The sequence below is a fragment of the Streptomyces sp. NPDC058663 genome, assembly GCF_042716745.1.
Classification (GTDB): domain Bacteria; phylum Actinomycetota; class Actinomycetes; order Streptomycetales; family Streptomycetaceae; genus Streptomyces.
This window is the reverse complement of the sequence record NZ_JBHXRV010000006.1, coordinates 158824-177723: the sequence shown is the minus strand read 5'-3', so window position 1 is coordinate 177723 and position 18900 is coordinate 158824. Positions and strand designations below refer to the sequence as shown.

At 72.4% G+C, this 18900-nt stretch carries 10 protein-coding genes; 2 read left to right on the top strand and 8 right to left on the bottom strand.

Features of this window, described 5'->3' with window-relative positions; translation table 11 throughout:
• Positions 1–52 precede the first annotated feature (52 nt).
• The 6 genes from ACFWVV_RS06665 to ACFWVV_RS06640 all read right to left on the bottom strand — a co-directional run bounded on the left by ACFWVV_RS06665 (position 53) and on the right by ACFWVV_RS06640 (position 13669).
• Positions 53–1888: a GMC oxidoreductase gene (locus ACFWVV_RS06665; protein ID WP_384350106.1), complete on the bottom strand. Its 1836-nt coding sequence runs from the start codon at positions 1886–1888 to the stop codon at positions 53–55.
• A gap of 141 nt (positions 1889–2029) precedes the next feature.
• Positions 2030–3646 carry a succinic semialdehyde dehydrogenase gene (locus ACFWVV_RS06660; protein ID WP_384350104.1) on the bottom strand — a complete coding sequence of 539 codons (1617 nt, stop codon included), beginning with the start codon at positions 3644–3646 and terminating at the stop codon, positions 2030–2032.
• Between the two features lie 268 nt (positions 3647–3914).
• A complete protein-coding gene (locus tag ACFWVV_RS06655; protein WP_384350176.1) occupies positions 3915–5765 on the bottom strand; it encodes a protein kinase in 1851 nt (616 codons plus the stop codon).
• A 573-nt stretch (positions 5766–6338) separates the two neighbouring features.
• Entirely contained in the window at positions 6339–9488 is a 3150-nt protein-coding gene (locus ACFWVV_RS06650; protein WP_384350101.1) for a protein kinase, read from the bottom strand.
• Between the two features lie 210 nt (positions 9489–9698).
• Positions 9699–11735, bottom strand: coding sequence for a serine/threonine-protein kinase (locus tag ACFWVV_RS06645; protein WP_384350098.1), 2037 nt, complete (start codon positions 11733–11735; stop codon positions 9699–9701).
• Between the two features lie 227 nt (positions 11736–11962).
• Positions 11963–13669 (bottom strand): glycerol-3-phosphate dehydrogenase/oxidase, encoded by a 1707-nt coding sequence (locus ACFWVV_RS06640; RefSeq protein ID WP_384350096.1) that lies wholly within the window; start codon positions 13667–13669, stop codon positions 11963–11965.
• A 334-nt stretch (positions 13670–14003) separates the two neighbouring features.
• On the opposite strand from ACFWVV_RS06640, the gene ACFWVV_RS06635 reads away from it, so the two are divergent.
• Entirely contained in the window at positions 14004–15266 is a 1263-nt protein-coding gene (locus tag ACFWVV_RS06635; protein WP_384350093.1) for a nucleotide sugar dehydrogenase, read from the top strand.
• Between the two features lie 186 nt (positions 15267–15452).
• Positions 15453–16019 (top strand): hypothetical protein, encoded by a 567-nt coding sequence (locus ACFWVV_RS06630; protein WP_384350090.1) that lies wholly within the window; start codon positions 15453–15455, stop codon positions 16017–16019.
• A gap of 118 nt (positions 16020–16137) precedes the next feature.
• On the opposite strand, the gene ACFWVV_RS06625 is transcribed toward ACFWVV_RS06630, so the two are convergent.
• Both ACFWVV_RS06625 and guaB read right to left on the bottom strand, forming a co-directional pair.
• Positions 16138–17265 carry a GuaB3 family IMP dehydrogenase-related protein gene (locus tag ACFWVV_RS06625; protein WP_384350087.1) on the bottom strand — a complete coding sequence of 376 codons (1128 nt, stop codon included), beginning with the start codon at positions 17263–17265 and terminating at the stop codon, positions 16138–16140.
• A 110-nt stretch (positions 17266–17375) separates the two neighbouring features.
• Positions 17376–18881, bottom strand: a complete 1506-nt coding sequence (gene guaB, locus ACFWVV_RS06620) for an IMP dehydrogenase (RefSeq protein WP_384350084.1) — start codon at positions 18879–18881, stop codon at positions 17376–17378.
• Between the last annotated feature and the right edge of the window lie 19 nt (positions 18882–18900).

Sequence of the window (18900 nt, the reverse complement as noted above, 5' to 3'; positions counted from 1 at the left end):
AGGTTTCGCGTGCCCGCCCGCCCCGTCCGGTGTCGCGTGCCCGCCCTCCCGGTCAGGGCTTCTTCGGCGGCACCTCGGGGATCGCGAGCAGCGGCAGCCGCAGCGCGCCGAACGCCTCCGCCGGTACGGCCGGGTTCTTCGGCTCGACCGCGGCGAGGCGCACATAGCCGGACCCCTGCTCGGGGCGGGTGTCCGGCTCGCCCTTGTTGGGCCACAGGGACATCGCCCGCTCCGCCTGCGCGGTGATGGTCAGCGACGGGTTCACCCCGAGGTTCGCGGAGACCGCGGAGCCGTCGACGACCGAGATCCCCGGGTGTCCGTACAGCCGGTGGTAGGGGTCGATGACACCCTCCTCCGCGCTCGCGCCGATCGGGCAGCCGCCCAGGAAGTGCGCCGTGAGCGGGGTGCCCATCAGCTCGCCGACGTTGCTGCCGGCGAAGCCGTTGATCTCCTTGGCGAGGAGGGTGGCCGCGCGGGAGGCCTCGGGTATCTGCTTGGGGTTGGGCGCGCCGTGTCCCTGGCGGGCGGTGAGCAGGCCCTTCCCGATGCCGTCCGGCTTGCGGTAGGTGGTCAGGGAGTTGTCCAGGGACTGCATGACGAGGCCGATGATGGTCTTCTCCGACCAGCGGTGGTTGGAGAGCGAACGGGCGGCCAGCACCGGGTGGCGGACCATGTTCGCCGCCCAGCCGAGCACGCGCGGGAACTTCTCCGCGTACGGCACCTGAAGGATCGACATCGCGCCCATCGCGTTGGAACCCCGGCCGTAGCGCACCGGCTCGATGTGGGTGTTGACGTCCGGGTGGATGGAGGATGTGATGGCCACTCCGCGAGTGAAATCGACCTTCCTTGAGCCGCGCGACGCGCCGAGCTGGGGGCCGTGGGCCTTGCGGTAGCGGCGGTCGGTGGTCTGGGAGCCCACCAGCGCCTCGGAGTTGGTACGGGTCAGCTCGCCCAGCCTGGCGGAGATGCGCGGCAGGTGGCCGCCGTCCTTCATGGCGTGCAGCAGGGTCTGGGTGCCGTACGTGCCGGCCGCGACCACCACGCGTGCGGAGCGCAGGATCCTCGCGGTGCCCTTGCGGCGGTTGTCGGTGGGGGCGGTCGCGACGCGGTAACCGCCCTCGGGGTGCTCCGCGATGCCGAGGACGGACGTCATCGGGTGGATGACCGCGCCGGCCTGCTCGGCGAGGTGCAGGTAGTTCTCGTTGAGGGTGTTCTTTGCCCCGTGCCGGCAGCCCGTCATGCACTCGCCACACTCGGTGCAGGCCTTGCGGGCCGGGCCCTTCCCGCCGAAGTACGGGTCGGGCACCTCCCGTCCCGGCCCCGTCGTCGAGGAACCGTCGGCGTCCCGCCCGTCGCCGTAGAACACTCCCACCGGGGCCAGGTGGAAGGTGTCGCCCACCCCCATCGCCTCGGCGGTCGCCTTCAGGTGGACGTCGGAGGGGGTCATGGTCGGATTGAGGCGCACCCCCAGCATCCGCTTGGCCTGGTCGTAGTAGGGGGCGAGTTCGGCCTGCCAGTCGGTGATGCCCGCCCACTGCTGGTCCTCGAAGAAGGGAGCGGGCGGCACGTAGAGGGTGTTGGCGTAGTTCAGCGAACCGCCGCCGACGCCCGCGCCCGCCAGGACCATGACGTTGCCCAGCAGGTGCACCCGCTGGATGCCGAACAGGCCCAGCGCGGGAGCCCACAGGTAGTTCTTCAGGTCCCAGGAGTTCCGGGGCAGGGTCTCGCGGGTGAAGCGGCGGCCTGCCTCCAGGACGCCGACCCGGTACCCCTTCTCGGTGAGCCGGAGCGCGGAGACGGCACCGCCGAAGCCCGAGCCCACGACGATGACGTCGTAGTCGAACTCCTGCTCCGTGTCCTGGTTTTGGGCAGAGCTCTCCTGCGGCACTGGCACTCCTCGTTCGGTGAAAAGCGAAGGGGGTCGGGCGGCCTCGTTCGGTGAAGGTGGAGCAGTCGGACGGCCTCGTTCGGTATAAGCGAAGGCGGACGGCCTCGTTCGGTGTAAGCGGAGGCGGGTGGGCGGTCGCCGTCAGCGCAGGCGCAGGGCCTTCATGACCTTGAGGCTGGTGGTCATGAACGCGGCGTACTTCTCGTCGTCCATGCCGAAGGCCGGCGCGAGCGGTATCAGCCGCTGGTGGGCGACGGTCTGCGCCTCGGTGTACTTGAGGATGCCCTCGGAGCCGTGCCGGCGGCTGAGCCCGGACTCCTTCATGCCGCCCATCGGGGCGCGGACGCTGGCGTAGGCGGGGCCGTAGCCCTCGTTGATGTTGACGGTGCCGGTGCGCAGCCGGGAGGCGACGGCGTGGCCGCGCTTGCCGTTCTTGGTCCAGACGCTCGAATTCAGGCCGTACGACGTGCCGTTGGCCTCGGCGATGACCTCGTCCTCGTCGCGGAACCGGTAGATCGAGACGACGGGGCCGAAGGTCTCTTCACCGCAGACCGCCATCGGGGCCTCGACACCCTCCAGGATGGTCGGCTCGTAGAAGTACGGGCCGACGTCGGGGCGGGCAGTGCCGCCGGCGAGGACGGTGGCGCCCTTGTTGACGGCCTCGTCCACGTGCCGGGTGACGGTCTCCAGCTGGCGCGGACCGACCAGCGAACCCAGGTCGGCGCCGTACGCCAGGGCGGTGCCCAGGCGCATCGCCTTCGTACGGGCGACGAAGCGCTGCACGAAGTCGTCGGCGATCGACTCGTGGACGTACAGCCGCTCGATGGAGATGCAGAGCTGGCCCGCCGAGGCGAAGCAGGCGCGGACGGCGCCGGCGGCGGCCTTCTCGACGTCGGCGTCCTCCAGCACCAGCATGGCGTTCTTGCCGCCGAGTTCGAGGGAGACGCCGACCAGGCGGGCGCCCGCGCTCTGCGCGATCTCCCGGCCGGTGCGGGTGGAGCCGGTGAAGGAGACGTAGTCGGCGTGCCGGACGACCTCGGGGCCGACGACCGGTCCCTCGCCCAGCACGACCTGGAAGACCTCGGGCGGCAGCCCCGCCTCGACGAGCAGGTCGCGGCCCCACAGGGCGGACAGCGCGGTCTCGGTGTCGGGCTTCATCACCAGGGCGTTGCCCGCGACCAGGGCGGGCAGGCAGTCCCCGACGGACAGCTCGAAGGGGTAGTTCCACGGCGAGATCTGACCGACCACACCGCGCGGCTGACGCTGTTCGGTGACCTTGGTCAGGGTCGGTACGGCGCCGGTGTGCCGCTTGGCCTTCAGATACGCGGGCGCCTGCCGGCCGTAGTGGCGGGCGGCCATCGCGACGGCCTGTATCTCCTCGTGCGCGTGCAGCCGGGCCTTGCCGGTCTCCAGCTGGATCAGGTCGAGGATCTCGGCCTGCCGCTGGAGCACCAGGTCGTGGAAGCGCAGCAGGACCGCGGCGCGCTGCCTGACCGGGACGGCCGCCCACACGCTCTGGGCGGCGCGGGCCCGCTCGAAGGCGACGGCGACGTCCTCGGGCGTGGACTCGGGCAGGTCGGTGAGCTTCTCGCCGGTGAGCGGTCCGTGGCTGGCGGTCCGTCCGGATCCGACCACTCCACGGGTCAGCTGGGCCACCACCTCGGGGGTGATCACGTCCGCCGCGGTACGCGCGCCTGCGGGCGGAGTGGCCACGGGGTTGGTGCCGAGGGGTGCCGTGAGAGCCTGCGAGTCCGTCATACGGGCGAGCGTATGGCGCGGCGGGCCGATTTGGTACCCGTCGGTAATGGCTTTTCACCGGGCTCTCACGACCACGCCAGCGATCACTGGCACATAAGGCCTGATCAGGGGCGCTCTCCCGGATTCGACAGGAGATCCAGAATCTTCGGCCCGTTTCCGGGCACGGCCGACACCGCTTCCCGGCACGACCCGGGTGCTGCTTGCACGGCCGGGCGCCGATTCCCGGCACGGCCGGGTGCTGCTTCCCTGCACGGCCGGGCGCCGGTCGTTACCCCGCGTGCCGCCAGCCCTTGAGCAGCGTGTCGAACCGTTCGAGCGTCTGGGCCCGGTCGGCCAGCGGACCCGTCACGTAGATCGCGTACTCGGGCCCCGAGCTACTGGCGAAGTGCATGTGGTCCACGGCGAACCGGGGCCCCGGGTTGGTGTCGCGTTCGGTGAAGGTGAAGTCCAGCCGGGCACTCGGACGATCGCGGTACGTGCCCTCCTCCAGCCGGAGTTGCCGGTACTCCGGCAGCCGCCCGGAGATGTACTGTCCCAGATCGGCCAGGTGCCGGTACGGACTGTTGTAGTCGGGGTCCGGGTCGACGTTGATACGGATGAGGTGGCGGCCGTTGTCGGGCGAGAAGTCGTACTGGCCCGGCTTGCTCGCGTCGCGCTGCCACCCCTCCGGGACGGGAACGCTGAACCCGTCCTCCTGCCTCAAGCGCCAGCCGGCCGGGAGTTCGGTGCCCGGGCTGTTCGCTCCGGCCCCGCTGCGGTCCGGGTCGGTGCTCGGCGTCGGGTCCGGACCGGCGCCCGGGGCCGGGGCCGTGTCGTTGTCCGTGGTCGGGTCCGGATGGGTGTCCGGGGTCCGGTCCGGGCTGCGGTTCTGGTTCCGGCTCTGTTTGTCCCCTTCGCCCTGGGGAGTCCTGCCTCCGCTCCGGTCCGCGGAATCGCGGACCGCTGTGCCCTTGGTTCCGTCCTCGTCACCCAGGAACTGGATCGCGCCGAAGACGGCTCCGCCCCCGACGACCGCCGCCGCGACGATTCCCAGCACGGCCTTGGCACGCCGTGTGACCGGCGGTGGGCGGTGGCCCTGGCCCTGCGTCGCTCCCTGTACCGGTGTCCACGCGGGCCCAACGGGGTAACCGGACGGGTGGCCGGCGGGGTGACCGGCGGCCGTGCCGAGCGGGTAGCCCGGCGGATGGCCGACGGGTTGACCGGTCTGCGGGCCGGGCGGATGGCCCGCGGTCTGCGCCTGCGGATGCCCCGAGGGCCCCTGGCCCGGTAGCGGGCCCGAAGCCGTCGGCCGCAGGTGGGCGGGGGCCTGCAGCTCCTCCTCGGTGACCCGCCGCGTCGGCGGATGCGGTGGCACCTGCTGGGGTTGCCGCCCCTCCATCGCTTCGAGCAGCATCCGCTGGGCCTCCTCGGCACCCGGCCGGCCCGCCACCTCCTTGCGGAGCAGCGCGACGATCACCGGGGCGAGTGCCCCCGCGCGGTACGTCGGCGCGGGCTCCTCCGCCACCACGGCCTGGAGCGTACCGAGGGGCGACGTACGGTGGAACGGCGAACGTTCCTCGACGGCGGTGTACAGCGTGGCGCCGAGAGACCACAGGTCGGAGGCGGGGCCCGGGTCCTCGCCACGTATCCGCTCGGGCGCCAGATAGTCGACGGAGCCGATCAGTTCACCGGTACGGGTGAGGTTGGAGTCGCCTTCGATGGCAGCGATGCCGAAGTCCGTGAGCAGCACCCGGCCGTCCCTGGCCAGCATCACATTGCCGGGCTTGACGTCCCGGTGCAGTACGCCGACGGTGTGCGCGGCGCGCAGTGCGCCCAGGACGTGCAGCCCGATCCTGGCCGCCTCACGGGCGTCGAAGCCGCCGGTCTCCTGGAGCGCGTCCGCCATCGAGGGCCCGTCGACGTACTCCATGACGATCCACGGCCGGTCGTCGTGCTCCAGTACGTCGTGCACGGTGACGACACCGGGGTGGTTGATCCGGGCGGCAGCCCGCGCCTCGTTCTGGGTCCGTGCGTGCAGTTGAGCGCGCTCGGCCTCGGACGCGTACAGACCGGCCCGCAACTCCTTGACGGCGACGGTGCGGTGCAGTACTTCGTCCCTGGCACGCCACACCCGCCCCATGCCGCCGCTGCCGAGCACATCGCCCAGCCGGTACCGCCCGGCCAGCAGGTGCCCCTCAGCGGGGCCACTGCCCGCCTCGCCTGTCGTACTGTTGCCCGCGTTCTCCACAGTCCAGCCCACCGCCCCGTGTCCTAGGGAACCCAGGTTACGGACCGGGGCTGCCGAGAGAGCACACAGTGCGATCACGAGACCGCACTGTGACCGGGCCGCCACGGCCCCCCTGCCCGCCGGGCCACCGCAGCGCCCGGCCCTGGGCCGTCGGAGCGCCCGGTCCTTGGCCGTCGGAGCGCCCGGTCCTTGGACCGCCGGGCCGCCGCGCTCCGGGGCGCCGGGCGGCAATGTCCCTCCTCTCGCGCGAAGTTCGGGCCGGTCCCGAGACTGCGACTGCGCCTCCTGACGAGGTTCGGCCCGATCGAGAGACTCCGCCCCCGCGCGGGGTTCGGCCGCCGCGAGGCTCCGTGCCCGCGCGAGATCCGGCCCGGTCGCGAGATCCGTGCCCGCGCGGGGTCCGGCCCGGTCGCGAGGCTCCGTCCCCGCGCGAGATCCGTCCCGGTCGCGAGATCCGGCCGGGACTCACTTCGCGGCGCGGTAGTGCTGCACCGCGGCCTCGTACACCCGCGACACCTCGTCCCGCTGCGTCTTCGGGCCGATGACCTGGACGATGTGGTACTTCCCGTCGATGATCATCGCCCGGTTGCGGACGAAGACATCGCGGCCGCTGCCGTCCGGCCAGGCGAACTGTCCTTCCGCCATGGCCTGTTGTCCGACGCTGATGCGCCGCAGATCGCTCGACGAGGCCCAGGTGGAGTCGCGCACCTGCGCCAGCTCGGGCTCCTCCGTGAGCTGGTAGACCATCGGGTCGCCGCCCTTGTCCTTGACGGTGTCCCGGCCGGGAACCACCACCAGTTCGAGGTCGCCCCCCTGGAAGCGGACCTGCCCGCGGTCGTTCATCGGCGAGCGCCGCCAGTTCTTGTCGACGGCGATCTGGAACCCGTCCTTGGCCTCGACGATGCGGTACCCCGGCGGCAGGTCCGACGCCGGGTTCTGCTGCGCGGGCGGTGGTGCGGAAGCCGACGGGGCGTCATCGGCCTCGCCGTCGCCCTGGCCCCCGTCGCCCTTGGCGTCGTCGCTGGGCTCGGGCGCAGGCTGCTGTGCGCCGTCCGGCTGCTGCCCGGACGGGGCTTGCTGGCCGCTGCCCGTGTTCTGCCCGCCCGGTGACTCGCCCTCGCCCTTCGGCAGGAACACCACGGCGTAGACGACGGCCGCGGCCAGTCCCGCCATGATGAGCACGATCAGCCACTTGCCCAGCGAGCGCGGCTGCCGCGCCGCGATCCTGGGCTCGCGCTGGACCCGTGGGGCACGCGGCGGCCTGGCCCCCTTCGCGGGCTGCTCGCCGCCCTTGCCCTGTTTGTGCCGGTGCCGCCCGTGCTGCGAGCCGCCCTTGCGCTTGCGGACCAGCTCGCCCCTGCGCCGTACGATCGGCAGCCGCGCGGCGTCGGGCGGTGACGGCAGCGGTACGACCTTGGTGCCCGCGTCCGGCTCGGGCGCGGAGCGCACCAGGGAACGCAGCCAGCCGCGCAGCTCCTCGAAGTCGGGCCGCTCGGTGGGGTCCTGGCGCAGCAGCGACTCCACGACGGGCCGCAGCGGACCGCACTCCTCCGCGAAGGCGGGCGGCTCGGCGCACACCATCTGCACCAGCTCGGCGGCGTTGTCCTCCGGATAGGGCGCGTGCCCCTGTACGACGCGGAACAGCAGCGCGCCCAGTGCCCACAGGTCGGTGGCGGGCCCGATCGGCGGCGCCAGCTGCCAGTTCTCGTACACAGGGCCGGCCTGCTCGGGTGCCCACCGCTCGGTGACCGCGCCGATGACGGAGATACGGGTCTGCCGGGCGCGCTCGGCGGCCAGCGGGGTGCTGGGGCCGCGGTACGGGAGCCCGGCGATGACGTCGTCCCAGCGGCCGCTGCCGCCGGACGCCCTGGGGGCGGGGGGCGCGGCCGGAGCGCCGGGCACGGCGAGCTGCCGTCCGGCCGATCGGCCCTCCGCCTGCTGCCCTGCCGCCCGGCCTTCCACCTGCTGCCCTGCCGCCCGGCCTTCCGGCTGCCGGCCGGCGCCGTGCCCGGGCCCCTGCGCCTGCCCGTGGCCCTGGCTCTGCGCGCGCCCTTGTGCCTGGTTCTGCCCCTGGGCCTGCCCGTGGGCCTGGCCCGGCTGGCTGTGCCGCAGTTCGTCCGCGCGCAGGGCCTCGCCACCGGCCCCGCCGCCCCTGGGCAGCACGCCGTGCCAGCTGGTGCCGGGCGTCTGCCCGCCGACCCGCTCGGTTCCTTCCCCGCGATCGCTGCGGGCGGGCCCCGTTCCTTCGCCGTACGGCGAGATCGCCCGGGTCGGCCTGCCGTACGGGGAGACCGCGCCCGGCCTGGTCGGCTCCGTACCGCCGCCGGAACCGCCGGTCCCGCTGTTCCCGCTGCCGGTCCCGGAGCCCGTCCCGTACGGGGAGACCGCGCCCGGCCGCCGCCCGGCGGGTCCGGCGGCCTCGCCGTAGGGCGACACCGGTCCGGTGCCCGCCGCCGCGGCGCCGTAGGGAGACCCCGCGCCGGGGCCGTCGGCCGTACCGGTGCCCGTCGCGCCGCCCGGTTCTGCTCCCGGGCCGCTGCCGGGGTCCTGCAGGTACGGGCCGCGTGCGGGTGCGGCGGCCTGGCGGCGCTGCTCCTCGGTGGCCTTGACCGCTGCCCTGGCGCCCGCGCGGTAGGCAGCGATCGCCCCGGCACGAGTCGCCCGCGCGTCCGCCGCGGGAGGTGTCGCCGGGCCGGGGGCACCTGCTGGACCCGCCTGGCCGGACGTACCCGCCGGTCCCGCGGGACCCAGGGGCCCCGTGTGCCGGCCCGGTGCCCCCGGAGGCAGTGCCTGTCGTGCGTCGGGCTGCTCGTCCTGCCGGCCCAGAAAGTCCGTCGGCAGCGCGGGCAGCCCCGTGCCCGGTCCGCTGCCCGTCCCCCCGAAGCCCCCATCGCCCCGGTCGACATGGCCGCGCGGCACCGGCACCACCGCGTCGCCCCAGCCCTCGCCGGGCGGCCCCGCCGCACCTTGCGGGCCGCCCGCGTCCGTTTCTCCGGCGAGCAAAGCACCCCCGCCGGCCGCCCCGGGGATCGGCGCGTAGCCGCAGAGCGCCTCCTCCGCTGCACCCGCCGCCAGGCCGGTCAGCACGATGCGGCCGTCGTCACAGACCAGCACGGTGCGGACGGTGATGTTCCGGTGGGTCCAGCCGTGCGCGTGCAGGACCCGTAGGGCCGTGAGCACGTCCGAGGCGACCTCGGCGGCCCGGTAGGGGCTGAGCGGCGCCTCGGCGAGGAGCGCCGCCAGCGGCCGTGCCGCCACCAGCTCGCTCACTATCCACAGGGAGCCGTCCTCCTCGAACACGTCGAAGACCTGGTCGAGCCGGGGGTGGTCGGGAATCTGCGCGGCGGCCTGGGCGGCCTCGATCGCGCGCCGCACGGCGGGATCTCCCGACCGGCGGGGCCCGCCACGGCCGGGGGCGGGCCGCCGGTGCACGGGCCCGCCGTCGTGGTCGAGGAACTCGGCGTCCACCACCTCGGGCAGCGGCACCTGCCGCACGAGGACTTCCTGACCGCTGTACCCGTCGAAGGCCCGGGTCTCCACCAGGTCGTACTCGTCCGAGGGCGGCAACGGCAGGCGGTAGCGGTCGGCGAGCACCCGACCCGCGTAGTCCTCCACGACGCCTCCCCAAAGCGCGCTCTTCCCCGCTGTCCCCGGCCATCGGAGCCTGCCCCGGGGGGCCTGCCGTCGATCCTCGGGGCTGTCCCTCGGAAGTACCCGAAACCATCAATTCCAGTCGTTTACCGGCGTATTGCGGCTGCGTACGGTCCGCGACGTCTCACGATACGTGGCAATACCCCGTTGCGAGGCAGTGTCACCGCATCCCGCTCAGCCGGTCGGCTTGAAGGTGGCGAACGCGGTCTCCCGGAGCTTGGTGCACTCCTCGCCCTGCCAGCCGTCGGCCGGGCAGCTCACCATGATCGAGTAGCCGCGGGAGCCGTCGACCTTGAACCCCCGGTTGAGGACGTGAACCCGCTGGCCCTGCTGGGTGCGCGTGAACTCCCAGTCGGCGACGGTGGGGTAGCCGTTGTACTCGACGGGCTTTATCCCGATGTGCTCGTAGCCGTCGCTGGTGGCGGCGACCACGGCGCGCGCGGCGTTCCACGCGGCTGCCGCGTCGGACTTCGGGCTGCCGTTGAAGTCGACCTGAACGCGCGGGAATCCGCCGTCCTTGCTGTATATCCCGCCGGAGTTCGCGCCCGCTATGGCCGTCCGCCTGAACCCGGCGGGCATCGTCATCGTGAAGTGGAAACGGGAGTCGGTGACCGTCTCGAATCCGGCGGGCACCGCGCCGTCGGCGGGCTTGCCGGTGGCCGGGTCGCCGGAGGGCTTGGTGCCGGTGCTGCCCGAACCGGCCGTGGCGTCGCCCTTGTCCGGGGCGGTGCCCGTGTCCGGGGTCTTGTCCGCCTTCTTTCCCTCGCCGCCCGCCGTGGCCCCGCTCGAACTCGTGGCAGCGCCGCCGTTCTTGCCCTCCTCCTTGCCCGCCGGGGGGTCGGTGTTCAGGGCGAGCGCGAGGACGGTGCCCAGTACGGCGAGGGCCGCCACCAGCGCGACCACGAGCAGTGCCCGCTTGCGCGTGGCGGCCGACATCCCGCCGAGGGTCCCGGGCGGCGTACCCCCGCCACCCGATCCGGCGGCCGGCGCCGAACCGGAACCGGAGCCGGAACCCGTACCGCCGGACTGCATTGCCGTGGTGGCCGCACCGGCGGCTGCCGCACCCGCCACCGCGGGAGCCGCGGCAGCCGTCGCCGCAGCCGCGGGCAGAGCCTTGGCCGGCTTCTCCCGCTTCTCCTTCTTCAGCGGCACCGACGGCTTCAGCGGTGCCGAGGGCTTCAGCGGTGCCGAAGGCTCCTCCGGCACCGGCGGAAGCGGAACCACCTTCGTGGCGTCCGAGCGGGCCAGCTCGTCGCCGGCCGCGTCCGCGTCGTCGAGCTGGTTGAGCACGTCGTTGAGCAGCGCCCGGGCGCCCGCGTCGTCGAGCCGCTGGGCGGGGTCCTTGGCGAGCAGCCCGTAGATGACCTCCTCCAGCGGTCCCGCGTGCTTCGGCGGGTCCACCGGCTCGGTCATCACCGCGGTGAGCGTCGCGATGGCGGAGCCCTTGTCGTACGGCGGGACTCCCTCCACCGACGCGTAGATCAGTCCGCCGAGCGACCACAGGTCGGCCGCGGGGCCCGGCTTGTGGCCGCGGGCGCGCTCCGGGGAGATGTACGAGGGCGCGCCGACGAGCATGCCGGTCGAGGTGATCGAGGGGTCGCCCTCCACCTGGGCGATGCCGAAGTCGGTCAGGACGACCCGGCCGTCCTCGGCGATCAGCACGTTGGAGGGCTTGACGTCGCGGTGCAGGATGCCCTGCCGGTGGGCCGCCCTGAGCACGTCGAGGACGGCGAGGCCGACCTCGGCCGCACGGCGCGGTGTCAGCAGCCCGTCCTCGCGCACGGCTTCGGCGAGGGACTTGCCCTCGATGAGCTCCATGACGATCCACGGCCGGTCGTCCTCGTCGACGACGTCGAAGACGGTGACGGCCCCGTGGTTGCGGATCCGGGCGATGGCCTTCGCCTCGCGCAGGGTCCGGGTGATCAGGCGGCGCTTCTCGTCCTCGTCGATGGCGGTCGGGAAACGGAGTTCCTTGACCGCCACGGTCCGGCCCAGTGTCTCGTCGATCGCCCGCCAGACCGTGCCCATACCGCCCCGGCCGAGTACGTCGCCGAGCCGGTAACGCCCGGCCAGCAGACGCCCCTCGACCTCCGCGGAGGTGTCCGAAGCGGCGTCCTTGGCGGCTTCGGCGGCCGCTGCCTCCGCGCCCGCCTCATCGTCGGACACGGCGTCCTGCGTGCTGTTCGGCGACTGCTTCCGCTCGTCCGACATGCGTCCCCTCTGCGATCCCTGATCTTCGCCACGCGCCCCGGCCGTGCGCGCATGTCCGTCCATGGCAGCCCATGTCCGTACATGACGTCGGTCGTTTCGGCAGCTTCCCCGGCGATGCGGCAACCCGCCCTGGCAGAGCCCCCATTGTCCCCCACGCGCGGACCACCACCACCCCCGGGGCAGGGCGCGCGATCGGGCCGCGCCCCACCCGCCTCCGTATCCTCTCCCTACAACGGCACGATGTCCGGCGCCCCCAGCCGTGCGGCGTCGGCCGTCAGATCGTCCGGCTGGCGCTGCGACTCGCGCTCCGCCTCCACCCGCTTCTGGTAGTGCTCCACCTCCCGCTCCACCTGTCCCTTGTCCCAGCCAAGCACCGGCGCCATCAACTCGGCGCACTCCAGCGCACTGCGTGTGCCCCGGTCGAACGTCTCGATGGAGATCCGGGTGCGCCGGGTGAGTACGTCGTCCAGGTGGCGCGCCCCCTCGTGCGAGGCGGCGTAGACGACCTCCGCGCGCAGATAGTCCTCGGCGCCGGTGAGCGGATCGCCGAGGCCGGGGTCCTCCGCGATCAGTTCGAGGAGTTCCTCCGCGAGCGATCCGTACCGGTTCAACAGATGCTCCACGCGCACCACGTGAAGCCCCGTCCGGGCCGCGATCCTGGCCCGCGCGTTCCACAGGGCCTTGTAGCCTTCGGCGCCGACCAGCGGGACGTCCTCGGTGACGCACTCCGCGACCCGCACGTCCAGCGCGTGCACCGCCTCGTCGACGGCGTCCTTGGCCATCACCCGGTACGTCGTGTACTTGCCGCCCGCGACGACGACCAGCCCGGGTACGGGGTGGGCGACCGTGTGCTCCCGCGACAGTTTGCTGGTGGCGTCCGACTCCCCGGCCAGCAGCGGCCGCAGTCCCGCGTACACCCCTTGCACGTCGTCCCTGGTGAGCGGAACGGCGAGCACCGAATTCACGTGCTCCAGCAGATAGTCGATATCCGCGCTGGAGGCCGCCGGGTGCGCCTTGTCGAGATCCCAGTCCGTGTCCGTCGTTCCGACGATCCAGTGCCTTCCCCACGGAATGACGAAAAGCACCGATTTCTCGGTACGCAAAATCAATCCGGTGGAGGAGTGAATGCGGTCCTTGGGCACCACGAGGTGAATTCCCTTGGACGCGCGGACGTGGAACTGCCCGCGCTCCCCGATCAGCGCCTGGGTGTCGTCTGTCCACACCCCCGTCGCGTTGACGACCTGCTTCGCCCGGATCTCGTACTCGCCGCGCGCCTCGACGTCCTCCACTCGTACGCCGACGACGCGCTCACCCTCGCGCAGGAAGCCGATCACCCGCGCCCGGTTGGCGACCTGCGCGCCGTAGGCGGCGGCGGTGCGCACCAGAGTGGCCACGAACCGGGCGTCGTCCATCTGGGCGTCGTAGTACTGGAGTGCCCCGGTCAGCGCGTCCTTCTTCAACGCGGGAGCCACCCGCAGCGCGTGACGCCGCGACAGGTGACGGTGCATGGGCAGTCCGCGGCCGTGCCCCGAGGAGACCGACATCGCGTCGTACAGGGCCACGCCCGATCCCGCGTACCACCGCTCCCAGCCCTTGTGCTGGAGGGGGTAGAGGAAGGGCACCGGCTTCACCAGGTGCGGTGCCAGCCGCTCCAGGAGCAGACCGCGTTCCTTCAGTGCCTCGCGGACGAGGGCGAAGTCGAGCATCTCCAGATAGCGCAGGCCGCCGTGGATCAGCTTGCTGGAGCGGCTGGAGGTGCCCGAGGCCCAGTCGCGGGCCTCGACGAGCCCGGTGGACAGACCCCGGGTCGCGGCGTCCAGCGCCGTCCCGGCGCCGACCACGCCCGCGCCCACCACCAGCACGTCCAGTTCCCGCTCGGCCATCGCGGCGAGCGCCTGGGCGCGCTCGGCCGGTCCCAGTGTCGCTGTCCTCACTGCTGCCTCCCGTTGGTGCGGTGGGTGCGGTCGGGGTCGCGGTCGTCCCGTGGGACGGAGCCTGCCCCGGGCCACTCCCCCGATTCTCAACCCAGGTCCCTTCTTCAGCCACCGCCTGTGGACAACCAGGGGAAGGGGCGGCTCCGCACGACGCCGGGACACGCTCCCAGAGCCACCCCGAACCCGTGCCGCAAATCCCTCATAACGGTCATATATACGCCTAGTCTGATATTTCCTCGGCTCGAACTGTCCACAGGGCTTGCGCTCCGCCCCACCTGCCCTTAGGGCGGGCACAGCGCACGCCGGCGGACCCTAGGGAAGGACGGCTCACGCCATGCCCGCAGATCTCGCCGTCATCGGACTCGGCCACCTCGGCCTCCCGCTCGCCCAGGCCGCCGTCGCCGCCGGCGTCGCCACCATCGGTTACGACACCGATCCGCGCCCGGTCGCCGAGCTGGCGGCCGGCCGGCCACCGGTGGAGGGCTCGCTCTCCGCGGCCGAGATCCGGCGGATGCTGGCGGGCGGGTTCCGTCCGACGACCGACCCGGCCGAGCTGGGCCGCGTCCGTACCGCCGTCATCTGCGCGCCCACCCGGCTCGGCCAGGACCGCACCCTCGACCTGTCCGCCGTCGAGGCGGCCGCCCGTACCCTCGCCGCCAGGCTGCGCCCGCACACCACCGTGCTGCTGGAGTCCGCCGTCCACCCGGGCGCCACCGAGGACATCCTGCGCCCCCTCCTGGAGACGGGCTCCGGGCTGCGCGCGGGCCGCGACTTCCACCTCGCCTACTCCCCCTCCCGGCTCGACCCCGGCAACCGCGGTCACGGCTACGCCCACACCCCCAAGGTCATCGGCGGCCTCACGCCCGCCTGCACCGAGTCCGCCGCCGCCTTCTACGGCCGCCTCACCGACAAGGTGGTACGCGCGCGTGGCCCCCGCGAGGCGGAGACCGTCGGCGTCCTGGAGACCAACTACCGGCACGTCAACATCGCCCTCGCCAACGAGATGGCCGTCCTCTGCCACGACCTGGGCGTCGACCTCTGGGACGTGATCCGCTGCGCCGAGACCAAGCCGTACGGCTTCCAGGCCTTCCGCCCGGGCCCCGGCGTCGGCGGCCACAGCGTCCCCCTCGACCCCAATTACCTCTCGTACAGCAACCGCACCCCCGGCCACCCGCTGCGCATGGTCGGCCTGGCGCAGGAGATCAACGGGCGGATGCCGAGCTACGTCCTGCAACGCTGCGCCACCCTCCTCAACGAGCACGGCAAGTCCGCCCGCGGTGCCCGCGTGCTGCTCCTCGGCGTCACCTACAAGCCCGACCTCGCCGACCAGGAGAACTCCCCCGCCCCCGAAATCGCCTCCCGGCTGCGCGACATGGGCGCCCACCTCACCTACCACGATCCGCACGTCCCGCACTGGCGGGTGCGCGACGTCCCGGTCCCCCGCGCGGACTCGCTCTACGAGGCGGCCGCGGCGGCCGATCTGACGATCCTGCTCCAGCACCACCGCACCTACGACCTCCAGGGCCTCGCGGTGAAGGCCCAACTCCTGCTCGACACCCGCGGCGCGAGCCCGGCCGGAGCGACGTACCGGCTGTAGGACCGCTCCGGCACGATCCGCCGAACCGGGTCCCCCATGCCTCCCGCACCCCTGGCCGACCTGCACACGTCGCGCAGGAGGCCGCCCCGCAATCCCCACCCCCGCCTGTCGGAGCCGGCTGCTACCGTCAAGCCCGCACCATCGAACTTATGCGCGCTTTACATCACTCCCAGGGGGGAACCACCCATGTCCTATCCGGCTCAGCCACCCCAGCAGCCCGGCGGCAACCCGTACGCCCAGAACCCGCCGCCGCAGGGCCACCCGCAGGGGCCCCACCAGTTCCCCGGCGGCCAGTTCCCCCCGCAGCAGGGCCAGTTCGGCGGCGGTTTCCCGCCGCCCGAGCCCGCTCCGGCGCGCGGCAACGTCGGGGGCGGCCTGCTGACCGGCTTCGTGGTCGCCCTGGTCACCGCGGGCATCTACGGCGCCGTCATCGGCATGCTGGAGGCCGAGGTGGGTTACGCCGCCGTCGGCGTCGGCTTCCTCACCGGTCTGGCCGCGGGCAAGCTCGGCGGCCGCAGCCCGGTCGTCATGGTCTTCGCCTCGGTCTTCTCGCTGATCGGCGTGTACCTCGGCCAGCTGCTCGGCATGGCGATCCTGGCCGACAAGGCCATGGGCGTCGGTGTCATGTCGATGCTCACCGAGCACTTCGGCCTGCTCAACGAGGCCTGGAAGCAAGAGCTGGACTTCATGACGTTCCTCTTCTTCGTCCTCGCCGTGGTCGGCGCGGTCGCGGGCACCAAGAAGGCCTCGTAAACGACCAGCTCCCGGAGCGCCGCACCCGGAGCGCCCGGCACAGAAGGAGGGGCCCCGCACCGATAACCCGGTGCGGGGCCCCTCCTCCGTTGCGGCCGTACGCGTACGGAACGGGCGGTCAGCGGCGGTGCTGCGAGTCCGCCACCGTCACCTCGACGCGCTGGAACTCCTTGAGCTCGCTGTAGCCCGTCGTCGCCATCGAGCGGCGCAGGGCGCCGAAGAGGTTCATCGAACCGTCCGGGATGTGCGCCGGACCCGTCAGGATCTCCTCCGTGGTGCCGACGACACCCAGGTTCATCCGCTTGCCGCGCGGCACGTCCTCGTGGACGGCCTCCATGCCCCAGTGGTGGCCCTGGCCGGGTGCGTCCGTGGCACGGGCCAGCGGGGAGCCCATCATGACGGCGTCCGCACCGCAGGCGACGGCCTTGGGCAGGTCGCCGGACCAGCCCACGCCACCGTCGGCGATGACGTGCACGTACCGGCCGCCGGACTCGTCCATGTAGTCGCGGCGGGCCGCTGCCACGTCCGCGACGGCGGTCGCCATCGGGACCTGGATGCCCAGCACGTTGCGGGTGGTGTGCGCGGCGCCGCCGCCGAAGCCCACCAGCACACCGGCCGCGCCGGTGCGCATCAGGTGCAGGGCCGCGGTGTAGGTGGCGCAGCCGCCGACGATGACCGGGACGTCCAGCTCGTAGATGAACTGCTTGAGGTTGAGCGGCTCGGCCGCGCCGGAGACGTGCTCGGCGGAGACGGTGGTGCCGCGGATGACGAAGATGTCCACGCCGGCGTCGACGACGGCCTTGGAGAACTCCGCGGTCCGCTGCGGGGAGAGCGCGGCGGCGGTGACCACACCCGAGTCACGCACCTCCTTGATGCGCTGCCCGATCAGCTCGGCCTTGATCGGCTCGGCGTAGATCTCCTGGAGGCGGCGGGTGGCCGCGCCCTCGTCGTTCAGCTCGCGGATCTCCTCCAGCAGCGGCTCGGGGTCCTCGTACCGCGTCCACAGGCCTTCGAGGTTCAGTACGCCGAGCCCGCCGAGCTGCCCGATGCGGATGGCGGTCTCCGGGGAGACGACCGAGTCCATGGGGGCGGCCAGGAACGGCAGCTCGAAGCGGTAGGCGTCGATCTGCCAGGCGATCGAGACCTCCTTCGGGTCCCGCGTACGCCGGCTCGGCACGATGGCGATGTCGTCGAACGCGTACGCCCTGCGGCCGCGCTTGCCGCGCCCGATCTCGATCTCAGTCACGTTGTGTGGCCTTTCCCTCTTGGTCTGCCGTTCCAGTATCCCCGACACGCAGCGAAGGGGCGGTCCCGGTGATCCGGGACCGCCCCACGCCGCGCGCGGACTGCTTACGGCTACTTGCGGCTGTAGTTCGGCGCCTCGACCGTCATCTGGATGTCGTGCGGGTGGCTCTCCTTGAGGCCCGCCGACGTGATCCGGACGAAGCGTCCGTTGTCCTGGAGCTCGGGAACCGTGCGGCCGCCGACGTAGAACATCGACTGGCGCAGACCGCCGACGAGCTGGTGCACGACCGCCGAGACCGGGCCCCGGTAGGGCACCTGGCCCTCGATGCCCTCGGGCACGAGCTTGTCGTCGGTACGCACGCCCTCCTGGAAGTACCGGTCCTTGGAGTACGACTTGTCCTGGCCGCGGGTCTGCATGGCACCCAGCGAACCCATGCCGCGGTACGACTTGAACTGCTTGCCGTTGATGAACAGCAGCTCGCCCGGTGACTCCTCGCAGCCCGCGAGCAGCGAGCCGAGCATCACGGTGTCCGCGCCGGCGACGAGCGCCTTGGCGATGTCACCGGAGTACTGCAGGCCGCCGTCACCGATGACCGGGACCCCGGCCGCCTTCGCGGCGAGCGAGGCCTCGTAGATCGCGGTGACCTGCGGAACGCCGATGCCGGCGACGACGCGCGTCGTACAGATCGAGCCCGGTCCGACACCGACCTTGATGCCGTCGACACCGGCGTCGATGAGCGCCTGGGCGCCGTCGCGGGTGGCGATGTTGCCGCCGATGACGTCGACGTGCGAGGAGTTCGACTTGATCTTGGCGACCATGTCGCCGACCAGCCGGGAGTGGCCGTGCGCGGTGTCGACCACGATGAAGTCGACGCCGGCCTCGATCAGCGCCTGGGCGCGCTCGAAGGCGTCACCGGCCACACCGACGGCCGCGCCGACGAGGAGGCGGCCCTCGGCGTCCTTGGCCGCGTTCGGGTACTTCTCGGCCTTGACGAAGTCCTTGACCGTGATGAGGCCCTTGAGGATGCCCGCGTCGTCGACCAGCGGCAGCTTCTCGATCTTGTGGCGGCGCAGCAGCTGCACCGCGTCCACGGCGGAGATCCCGACGTGCCCGGTGACCAGCGGCATCGGCGTCATGACCTCGCGCACCTGACGGCTGCGGTCGGTCTCGAAGGCCATGTCGCGGTTGGTGACGATGCCCAGCAGCTTGCCCGCCGCGTCGGTGACCGGCACGCCGCTGATGCGGAACTTGGCGCACAGCTGGTTGGCCTCGGCCAGCGTCGCGTCCGGGTGCACGGTGATCGGGTCGGTCACCATGCCGGACTCGGAGCGCTTGACCAGGTCGACCTGGTTGGCCTGGTCGGCGATGGAGAGGTTGCGGTGCAGGACGCCGACTCCGCCCTGGCGGGCCATCGCGATGGCCATCCGGGACTCGGTGACCTTGTCCATGGCCGCGGACAGCAGGGGGATGTTCACCCGTACGTTCCGCGAGATCAGGGAGGAGGTGTCGATCTGGTCGGGTGCCATGTCGGACGCGCCAGGAAGCAGCAGCACATCGTCGTAGGTCAGCCCGAGCGTCGCGAATTTCTCCGGCACTCCATCGACGTTCGCAGTCATGACACCTTCCAAATGGTCT